Source organism: Brachybacterium zhongshanense (assembly GCF_055385755.1).
Window position 1 is genome coordinate 2867075 of record NZ_AP043790.1, and the last position, 9979, is coordinate 2877053.

Below are 9979 nucleotides of genomic sequence, written 5' to 3' on the forward strand. Positions count from 1 at the left end.
TCTTCTCGCCCCGGCGAGCTTGGACATTCGCTGTCACCTCGTCGGCACCCTTCGTTCACGATCAGACTTCGGCCCCGGGAGGCCGGGAAGGAATCACCTGGCCTAGGAGACCCGATCCGCATCGAATGATCAATAGGCGCCCGAGGAGGCGAGCACAGCACGGACCGTGCGCATCAGGATCTGCAGGTCCTGGACGAACGACCAGTTGTCCACGTAGTAGAGGTCGAGCCGGACCGTGTCCTCCCAGGAGAGGTCAGAGCGCCCGGAGACCTGCCAGAGGCCAGTGATGCCGGGCCGGACGTCGAGGCGGCGACGGGCGTCGTCGTCGTAGGCGTCGACCTCGTGCGGGAGGGCGGGGCGCGGACCGACGAGGCTCATGTCGCCGCGCAGCACGTTCCACAGCTGCGGCAGCTCGTCGAGCGAATAGCGGCGCAGGAACTTCCCCGGTCGGGTGATGCGCGGGTCGTCGCGCATCTTGAACATGACGTCGTTGCCGCGGTCCTGCTCCGCGCGTTCGACCATCTCGACGCGGATCGCCTCGGCGTCGGTGACCATCGACCGGAACTTCAGGAACTCGAAGGGCGTGCCGTCGCGGCCGATGCGGGACTGGCGGAAGATCACCTGGCCGCGGTCGTACCCGCGGACGACCAGCGCAATCGCGGCGAGGACCGGGGAGATCACGAGCAGCAGCGTGGCGCTCACGACGATGTCGAAGGCGCGCTTGGTCCACTTCAGCGAGTGGCGCGAGCGGGGCAGATCCATGTGCACGAGCGGGAGGCCGGCGACCGGGCGCATCTGGACGCGGTTCGAGGAGATCTCGCTGAGCGCGGGGGCGACGATGACGCTGACGTCGATGTCCTCGAGCTTCCAGGCGATGCGCCGGAACTCCTCGGAGGTCGATGTCGCGCCCGAGGTGAACAGCAGGATCCCGGGACGCTCGTGCTCGGCGACGCGCAGGAGATCGTCCTCGCCGCCGAGGACGGGGATGCCGAGGCCCGAGCTGCTCCCGACCGCGCCGCCGGGGGTGATGGCGCCGACGATGTCGTAGCCGAGCCAGCGCTCGCGGTGGATGGTGCGCGCGACGCCGTCGACATGACCCAGTGGACCGACGGCGATCACGGTGCGGCGGAAGCGCCCGCTGGCGCGCAGACCGTTCAGCACTCGCCGCAGGATCAACCGATCCACCAGCAGCAGCGCGGGCCCGACCAGGAAGAACACGACGAAGAAGCCGCGCGAGAGCTCGATCTGCAGCAGATACACGACCGAGCCGACGATGCCCGCTGCGGCGAGGGACGCATGCAGCACGTTGCTGAACAGCTCGGAGCCCGCCGGGACGAGCCGCACGTCGTATCCCCCGAACAGGGTGATCGCGAGGAGCCAGCCGGCGGCGATGACGATCGCGGCGTCGATGACGTTCTGCGAGAGATCCTCCGCCGTGCCGAGGATCGACTGGCGCGCCGCGTAGGCGATGCCCATGGCGATGCACAGCGCGATCACGTCGGCCAGGAGCAGAGCTCCGACAGACAGCTTGCTGAGGACGCGGGCGTCACCGGGAGAGAAGGTGCGCACCGTCGAGGTGGGAATGATCGCCGACGACTCGAGGCCGTACGGCTGCTGCAGAGACGACATGATCCCCCGGGGCTGAGGATGGACATGAAAGACGACGCAAATGCGCGACCGATTCATTGGCGCGCACCACTATCCTAGGGCTCGGGCGCGATCTGGGAAGGGCCCTTCTTCCCGCCCTGCGGGCTTGCAGTTCTTGCAACAAGAGCAGGCTCGCTTCGCGGCTGAAAAATCGGCCGCCACGTGCAGACTTGTAGATCACATGAGCTTCGACACATCGGCCGCACCGTCCCGACCAGGAGGTTACCTGGCCGTCAATATGTCGCAGCCCCCGCGCGAGCCCAGCGGAGCCCGGATGGGCCAGAACTTGCAGCGGATTGCAAAAGAAAGCGCATTCAGGCGCGTGAAGGCAAACGCGTTCCATCGGGAAGAGGTGCCGACAAGAGGTTTCGAACGGTTCCGAACGCCCTCGTACCCCAGGAACCCTTGCCTTCTGCAGGAACGGACCGGGGCCATGGCTTGGGGACCGATGCGCGGTTCGATGTCACACCGACCTGATCCACGGGACGGCTCCCGACAGACGTCGCTCGTCGGTCGTCTTCTAGGAAGGCCCTCCGCTCGCGCTGCCCGCACCCTCCCGAGTTCCGGCCCCCTGCCATCTCTCTGGTCCTCGAGTGCAGCCAGGTCGAGCAGACTGTGCAGGCCCTCGGCATCCGCGAGGCCGCACCCCACAGTCGACGACGACAGGACGATGTCGACCACGGCCGCCGGCAAGGCCGAAGCAGCCAGGACCCTGCCGAGCTCCGCACGACGCCCGGCCGTGTCCGGCAGCTCGTGCAGGAGGTCGCGATCCTCCGCCGGTCCGCGACGCAGCTCGATGAGAAGGTCGGAGTCGGCAGCGTCATGACCGACTGCACCTAGGACATCAGCGTGAGAGGATCTTCCTTCCCGTCGCGACGACGTTCGCGAGGTCACGTCGGATCGCAGGCACCAGTAGGAAGAGTGCGAATGTCGCGACGTAGACCGTCCCTGTCACGAGGAACCGCAGCAGGCCCCCGTCTTCAAACGCGAACCGGCTGAGGTACGCGACCACGAAGGACGCACCCGTCGTGCAGAAGACGCGGAACGAGGAGTTGAAGAGGGGCCTGGTCGAATAGCCGGTCGCACGTTGGCAGTACCACAGCGAGAAGGGCCAGAGGAGCAGCGAGGCCACCGGGTACACCGCTGCGACGGCATGGATCCCGATGAACGCGGCTCCCACGAACAGGGTGATGCGCACGACGGCAGAGATGACGGTGTATCGAAGAAGGGCACCACTCTTCCCCTCCGAGAGATACAGCCAGCCACCTGCGGACGAGAGCGAGGAGACCATGTCCCCGAGCGCGAACAGCGTCACGAAGGCGGCGACCGGCCCCCAGCCGCCGCCGAGGACGATCGGGATCACATCCTGGGAGGTCGCAGCGAGCCCGGTGGAGAGGATCGCAGTGGGATAGAGGACCGCCAGCTGCGCCGTGGCGACGAATCCCGCGTAGCGCTCGCGGTCTTCCCTCACCTTGGACAGCGTACTGAGCGCGACATTGCTCAACGGGGAGCGGATCTGGTTCATCGGCATCCGCACGACCTGGATGCCTCGACTGTAGAAACCGAGGCTCGCACTGCCGAACATCCTGCCGACGAGGATGGAGTCGATGTTCCCACTGTAGTAAGTGAGTATTTGCGTGCCGAAGAGAGGCATTCCGAAGCGGAAGAACTCCCGGGTTCCTGCTCCTCGACGGAAACGCCCCGGGAGCCAGCCGGCAGCGATGGCGAAGAAGACGAGCGTCAGCAGCGCACCGAGGATCTGCTGCAGCGCAAGCGACCAATACCCCCAGCCCAGCATCGCCGTGCCGAGAGCCGCAAGAAAGGCGACCATCGCCGCAGATACGCTTGCGGCCGCCTGGCGGCCGAACTTCAGCCGCCGCATGAGATCTGCACTGTATTGCGTCGTCATGCCGCCGAAGGCGAAGAGCATGGACATCGCCATAGCCAGAAGCGTCACCTTCGGTTCTCCGTAGAACCACGCGATGAGAGGCGCGAGAGCGCAGACCGCCACCATGCACGCGCCGCCGAGGAACGTGTTGATCCACCAGAGGTTCGTACGCTGCTGCAGGCTCAGCGAGGGAGATCGGACCGCCGCGGCCGAGAGCCCCATGTCACGAATCAGGTCTGCGACCCCGACGAGCGAGACGACCATGGCGATGAGCCCGTAATCCTCCGCTCCGATCAGCCGCGCCAGGACCACCATCGAGAGCAGGTTGACAGCGAGCTTTCCGAACTGACCCGCCATCCCCAGCAGGGCGCTCCTCCCGCCCTGGACGCCGAGGTTGGGATCATCCGCCCCCTTGGTCATTCGGAGAGCGCCCGCCGGATCCCCACGACCGCGAGCTCCATCAGGGAATCCGCCCTATCCCTGACAGCTGCCGCCTCGATCTCGAGCGCCGCCCCGTCCTCCATCGATGAGAGGACGCGATCGCTGATCGAGCCTCCCCGGCGAAGATCGACGGTCCGATCCCATCCCAGCGGGGAGAGGAGCGGGCCGAACTTCCTCGAGTAGGCCATCGCGATGGCGGGAGTCCCGACGGAGAGCGCGTTCAGGCAGGCGTGCATGCGCGCACCGATGACGACGCGCGCCGACGCGACCATCCGACGAACATCTTCGAGGCCCTCCGGCACGACGACATCTCCGCCGAACTCCGCAGCAAGTGCCTCGACAGCGTTGAGATCGTTGTCCGCGCCGCGGGACGCCGAGTTCGCTCCACTCGCCACATGAGCGAGCAGAGAGACGGTGCGTCCTCTCTCCTGGAGCTCCGAGATCAGCGCACGGAGGGACTCCCGATACTCCTGATGATCGACATGAGGATTCGGGTTCCACAGCAATCCGGAGGCGTTCAGGAGGACGTCATGCTGGGAGGCCCTCTCCGGCACCGGGATCGCGAAGGCGACATCCGTCGCGATCACATCGACCGCTCTGCCGAGCGCGCCGGAGGCGCGCGCGCTCTCGGGATCGCGGACCATGACGGCCGTCGCAGACTTCAGCGTCGCCCGTGCGAGCACGCGTCCTCTGCGGGTGTCGAAGGGACCGATCGTCTGCGGTCCCATCACGAGCGGCACTCCCCACTGGCGGGCGTAGAGGCCGATCTGCGTCATCTTCATCAGCTGCTTGACCGTATAGATGTCGGTGAAGCTATCGCCGCCACGCATATCGAGGACGAGGTCGAAGGAGCGCAACCATTCCTTCATCGCCTCGGGCTTCAGGATCCGCTGCTTCAGGAGCGGAACTGCGTGGCTGATGTTCACCGGCCCGTCATTCATCGGGTTGTCCGCCCCGCCCATACCGTGGAAGCGCACGTCGACATCATCACCGAAAGCGCGCCGCAAGAGCGATTCAGCTCCGACAGCCAGAGCCGCCACTCCGAGATTCGGGTGATCCTTCGTCGCCCACAGGACTAGAGCTCGCATCGCAGCCTTCCGCTAGGTCTGCGGCCTCCGGAAGCCTCCCGCCGCACCGAGGGCCAGAATACCGGCTCTTCACAGATGAGGGTGTAGGAGCTGGCGGCGCGGCGGTGTCGGGATAGACGTCGAGGTCTCCCGATGATGGAAGTTCCTACGCTCGCCATCTGGAAGACCTCGACGTGCTCAACGCTACCTTCACCGCGCCCGATCTCGATACCTTCTGCCAGCTCGACCGGCTGGGCCTGACCGTGACGGGGCAGCTGATCGAGCCGCACCGATCGGTGTTGGAGTGTCGCGTGCTCGAACCGGACAACTGGTGCCACGGTTGCGGCCAGCAAGGCGTCTCCCGGGGCACGGTGATCCGGCGTCTCACCCACGTCCCGCTGGGCTGGCGTCCCACGATGCTGCAGGTCAGAGTGCGTCGTTACCGGTGCCCGGACTGCCGTAGCGTGTGGCGCCAGGACACCTCGACCGCGGCCGAGCCCCGCGCTGTCCTCTCCCGGCACGCCGCGCTGTGGGCGCTCAAGGGCGTGGTCATCGATCGCTTGTCCGTCGCCCGGATCGCCGCCGGGCTCGCAGTCGCCTGGAACACCGCCAACGATGCGATTCTGGCCACCGGCCAGCAGCTGCTGATCAACGATCCCACCCGCCTCGACGGGGTCCGCGTCATCGGCGTGGACGAGCACGTGTGGTCCCACACCCGTCGGGGCAGCAAGTACGTCACCGTCATCATCGACCTGACTCCGATCCGCGACGGCACCGGCCCCTCCAGGCTCCTGGACATGGTCCCGGGACGCTCGAAGAAAGTGTTCACGACCTGGCTCGATGGCCAGACCGCCCAGTTCCGGGACGGGGTCGAGGTCGTCGCGATGGACGGGTTCTCCGGCTTCAAGACCGCGACCGCCGAGGAGCTGCCCGAGGCGACCGCGGTGATGGACCCCTTCCACGTCGTCGCCCTGGCCGGCGAGAAGATCGATCAGTGCCGCCAACGCGTCCAACAGGCCACCCTCGGCCATCGGGGCCGATCTGGGGATCCGCTCTACGGGATCCGGCGCGTTCTGCACACCGGCGCTGACCTGCTCACCGACAAGCAGATCACCCGCCTGAAGGCCGTGTTCGCCCGAGACGAGCACGTCGAGGTCGAAGCGACTTGGGGCATCTACCAGCGCATCGTCGCCGCCTACCGCCACCCCGACCGCGCGAGTGGGAAGAAGGCTCTGCAAGCCGTGATCGACGACCTCACCCAGGGAGTGCCCACGCAGCTCACCGAGCTGATCACTCTCGGTCGAACCCTGAAACGACGGGCCCTGGACGTGCTGGCCTACTTCGACCACCCCGGCACCAGCAACGGTCCCACCGAAGCGATCAACGGCCGACTCGAGCACCTCCGTGGCACCGCGCTCGGCTTCCGCAACCTCGCCCACTACGTCATCCGCGCCCTACTCGACACCGGAGGATTCAGAACCGAACTACACCGTCATCTGTGAAGAGCCAGAATACCCGCGCCTCTCTCTGCTGCGCAAAAGCGCCGGTCCACGCACGGGAGAACACTCGGCACCCCTCAGGTATACGAAGTCCGCCCCGACCGACGGGCGAACATCGATTGCTCCGACAGGCCCCATCCATTACGGTGCGCCATGTGAACTCTTCCGTCGAGGATACGAGTCGCTTTCTTGCAGAAGTGCGCAAGGTCGTGGACTCCCAGATGTGCTCAGGCTGCGGGCTCTGCGCTGCGATGGACAGTCGCATCCGCATGGTGGAGAGCAACGAGGGTTTCATGCGGCCGAGCATCGCGGACGGGCCGGACGACGAGGCCGCGGTACGAGCCGGGTCCACGGAGGACCACCGGGCGGCTCGCGTGTTCAAGGCATCCTGCCCCGGGTCCGCCGTCGAAGCACAGCGTCCTCGAGGCTCCCGCAGGGATCCCATCCTCGGTCCCATCATCGGGATCTGGGCCGCCCATGCGACCGACCCGACGCTTCGGCATCAGGGAAGCAGCGGCGGGGTCCTCTCCGCGCTCAACCAGTTCGTCCTGGACTCCGGGGACGCGAGCTCCATCCTCGGCGCTCAGGCATCACCGACCGACGCTCGGCGTACGGTGCCCGTCTCGATCATGTCGAGGGAGCAGGTGCTCCGAGCGGCCGGCTCTCGGTACGGTCCGGTCTCCGCTCTCTCCGCATCCGACCCGGTCTTCATGGACGGCGGCGCCCTCACGGGCAAGCCCTGCGAGGCCTCTGCCCTGCGCGCTTACTGGCGCCAGACCGCTCCCGACGAAGAACCCCCGATCATCATGAGCTTCTTCTGCGCCGGGACTCCGCAGCAATCAGCGACCGACCGTCTCATCGAAGACCTGGGCATGCCTGCCGAGGCTCCCATCGTCGACATGTGGTACCGAGGGCGCGGATGGCCCGGCCAGTTCACCGCCGTCGCCGAGGACGGAACAGCGGTCTCCACCAGCTACTCCGCATCATGGGGCGCCGCCCTCGGCCCGACGGTGCAATGGCGATGCCGAGTCTGCGCCGATGGTGTCGGCGAGTCCGCGGATATCTCCGCGGGCGACTTCTGGGTCGCTGACGACAAGGGATACCCCGAGTTCGGCGACAAGCCCGGGCGGAGCGCACTGATCGCACGCACCTCACGCGGCTATGACATCGTCCGACGGGCGATCGATGCCGGAGTCATCGAGGTCACGGAGGCATCCGCCGACGACGTCGCGCAGATGCAGCCCTATCAGCGCTCTCGACGCCAACTGCTCCTGGGACGCCTGGTCGGCACCCGGCTCGCACTGGGACCAGTACCGACCTACAAGAGATTCAACCTGCTTCGCTTCGCCATGCGCAGGCCCCGCCAGATCCTCAAAGAGTTCCGCGGCACGATCGTCCGGGTCAGAGATCGACAGAAGCGAGGCTTCCGCAGCTGAGGGCTTCAGAACGTTCCGTGGAGAGGGATGTCGAGCCCACCGCCCGACCGCAGCAGGGACTCAGGACTCATTAGTCGACCATCGACCGAAATGGGAGCATCCATGGAACGGCAGAACATCGGAGGCGTGGACGTCCTCCACTGGAATCCTCGCAGGCCGATCGGGCTCCGCCCCCGCAGGGCATTCCGGTGGACGAGGTCGACGCCGCTCGGCCCGCGAGTGGACAACTTTGGCGATCTGCTCGGCCCTCACGTCGTGCGTCAGATAGTGAGGGAGGCCGCCTTGAGACCGAGCAGGGAGCAGCGACCGCCTGAGGTCGCTGTCGTGGGCTCCATCATGCACATGCTCCCCGCTCGGACGGTCGTCTGGGGTGCCGGTGTGAACGGCAAGCATCTGCAGCTCCCGCTCCCGGATTCCCTGGATGTGCGTGCGGTCCGCGGCCCGCTCACGCGGGCATATCTCGCGGAGCGGGGGGTCGCCGCTCCCGAGGTCTACGGCGACCCAGCCCTCCTGCTCGATCTCGACTCGATCGCTCCGGTCGCGCCCGAGACCCGCCCCGCGACACAGATCCTGCACATCGCCAACTTGAACGACGGCGAGGCGCCGAAGATGCCCGGCACCGTGACGATGGCTCCGACGTCCCCGCTGGCTGAGATCATCCGTGCGATTCGGGACTCGAAGCTCGTCATCGGATCGAGCCTCCATGCGATCATCATCGCCGAAGCGCTCGGAGTCCCCGCCCGTGCCGTGGTCTCCCCCTCGGAACCCGCGTTCAAGTATCTCGACTATTACGAAGGAACAGGTCGCTCGAACGTATCCTTCGCGCCGACGGCCGGAGACGCACTCGAGATGGGCGGGTTGACCAGCGGCCCGGTCCTCGACCCGGCGCTCCTCGCAGCGTTCCCTACCGATCTCTGGGGCAGCGGTGACGCTCAGTCCCCTCGAAGCTCCTCACCTCATGAGAAGGACCTCCCCCGATGATCGATGTTCTCTACATCCGCGCACAGGGACAGGGATGGGGTCCCATCGATGAACTCGCCCATCTGTGCGCCCGCGTCATGAACGGCAAGCTGCTGGCGGCGGAGGACGCCGGTGAGGTGTCCGTTCTGCGGAAGGTCGCCGGACAGCTGCCTCGCCGCCGCGGTCGAAGGTCCTCGCTGCTCGTGATCGCACCCAACCCCGCCCACCTCGCCTATGCGGCGCGCATCCGCCAATGGCTGCCGGGTTACCGGGCGACCGCGGGATGGGTGATCGACTCCTTCTGGACGGACAGGATTCCACGGATTACCCGAGGAGCTCGCCATTTCGACCACCTCTTCATCACCGACCGCGACCTCCTCGACGAGTGGCGTCGCTCGACAGGTGCGGTGGTCCATTGGGCTCCATGGGGAACCGATGCACTCGCCGTCGACCCCGCATGCACGAACAGACCAGTGGATCTCGTCCGCGTGGGGCGCCAGCCCGAGGCCTGGCAGGACGACGACCGGACGCGAGATGCCGCGGAACGCCTCGGACTGACGTTCGAGGGCCGCCCACCGTTCGATACCGACAGCAGCGTCAACCAAGCGAACCTCCGGGCAGCGCTACAGCGCTCCAAGTTCGTCCTCGCGTTCTCCAACGCCGTCAGCCCATCGTCGTACACACATCCCACGCGCGAGTACCTGACGGGCCGGTGGACCGATGCGCTCGCCGCGGGCACTGCGATCGCCGGAGTGGCTCCTGCGTCCGCGTCCTACACACTCTGGCCGGGTGCCACCGTCGAGATCGATCCGATGAACCTTGCCCGCGGGCTCGAGCAGGTGAAGTCGGCCGTCGCGGCGTGGACGGAAGAGACTCCGCCCGCGCTGCAATCCCAGGCTCAGGCGACTCTGGACTGGAGGCTTCGCCTGCGAGACATCGCGGCAGTCCTCAGCGATGATCCTCTCCCCGTTCTCGAGCAGGAGCTCGCGATGCTTCGCGCTCGCGCTGCGGGTGGGTGATCGACCGAGTAGCTGACACGGA

General features: G+C 66.7%; 7 protein-coding genes and 1 pseudogene. 5 read left to right on the forward strand and 3 right to left on the reverse strand.

All coding sequences use genetic code 11. The annotated features are described in order from the left end of the window. Positions 1–129: 129 nt before the first annotated feature. Positions 130–1629 (reverse strand): sugar transferase, encoded by a 1500-nt coding sequence (locus ACZ5AJ_RS12775; protein ID WP_464135334.1) that lies wholly within the window; start codon positions 1627–1629, stop codon positions 130–132. 594 nt (positions 1630–2223) lie between these two features. On the opposite strand from ACZ5AJ_RS12775, the pseudogene ACZ5AJ_RS12780 reads away from it, so the two are divergent. Further along, a pseudogene (locus ACZ5AJ_RS12780) lies at positions 2224–2460 on the forward strand (IS3-like element ISAar24 family transposase); the annotation flags it as partial. Between the two features lie 31 nt (positions 2461–2491). On the opposite strand, the gene ACZ5AJ_RS12785 reads toward ACZ5AJ_RS12780, so the two are convergent. Both ACZ5AJ_RS12785 and ACZ5AJ_RS12790 read right to left on the reverse strand, forming a co-directional pair. After that, positions 2492–3955 carry a lipopolysaccharide biosynthesis protein gene (locus ACZ5AJ_RS12785; RefSeq protein WP_464135335.1) on the reverse strand — a complete coding sequence of 488 codons (1464 nt, stop codon included), beginning with the start codon at positions 3953–3955 and terminating at the stop codon, positions 2492–2494. Next, positions 3952–5064 carry a polysaccharide pyruvyl transferase family protein gene (locus ACZ5AJ_RS12790; protein WP_464135337.1) on the reverse strand — a complete coding sequence of 371 codons (1113 nt, stop codon included), beginning with the start codon at positions 5062–5064 and terminating at the stop codon, positions 3952–3954. Before ACZ5AJ_RS12790 ends, ACZ5AJ_RS12785 begins: the two co-directional genes overlap by 4 nt. Before the next feature lie 173 nt (positions 5065–5237). Between ACZ5AJ_RS12790 and ACZ5AJ_RS12795 the strand changes: the two genes are divergently transcribed. The 4 genes from ACZ5AJ_RS12795 (at position 5238) to ACZ5AJ_RS12810 (ending at position 9957) form a co-directional block, all read left to right on the forward strand. Next, positions 5238–6545, forward strand: a complete 1308-nt coding sequence (locus tag ACZ5AJ_RS12795) for an ISL3 family transposase (RefSeq protein WP_464135338.1) — start codon at positions 5238–5240, stop codon at positions 6543–6545. Positions 6546–6811: 266 nt separating this feature from the next. Further along, positions 6812–7978 carry a Coenzyme F420 hydrogenase/dehydrogenase, beta subunit C-terminal domain gene (locus tag ACZ5AJ_RS12800; RefSeq protein ID WP_464135340.1) on the forward strand — a complete coding sequence of 389 codons (1167 nt, stop codon included), beginning with the start codon at positions 6812–6814 and terminating at the stop codon, positions 7976–7978. A gap of 324 nt (positions 7979–8302) precedes the next feature. Further along, positions 8303–8959, forward strand: coding sequence for a polysaccharide pyruvyl transferase family protein (locus ACZ5AJ_RS12805; RefSeq protein WP_464135341.1), 657 nt, complete (start codon positions 8303–8305; stop codon positions 8957–8959). Next, on the forward strand, positions 8956–9957 hold the full coding sequence (locus ACZ5AJ_RS12810; RefSeq protein ID WP_464135343.1) for a hypothetical protein: 1002 nt from the start codon (positions 8956–8958) through the stop codon (positions 9955–9957). Before ACZ5AJ_RS12805 ends, ACZ5AJ_RS12810 begins: the two co-directional genes overlap by 4 nt. The last annotated feature ends 22 nt before the right edge of the window (positions 9958–9979 follow it).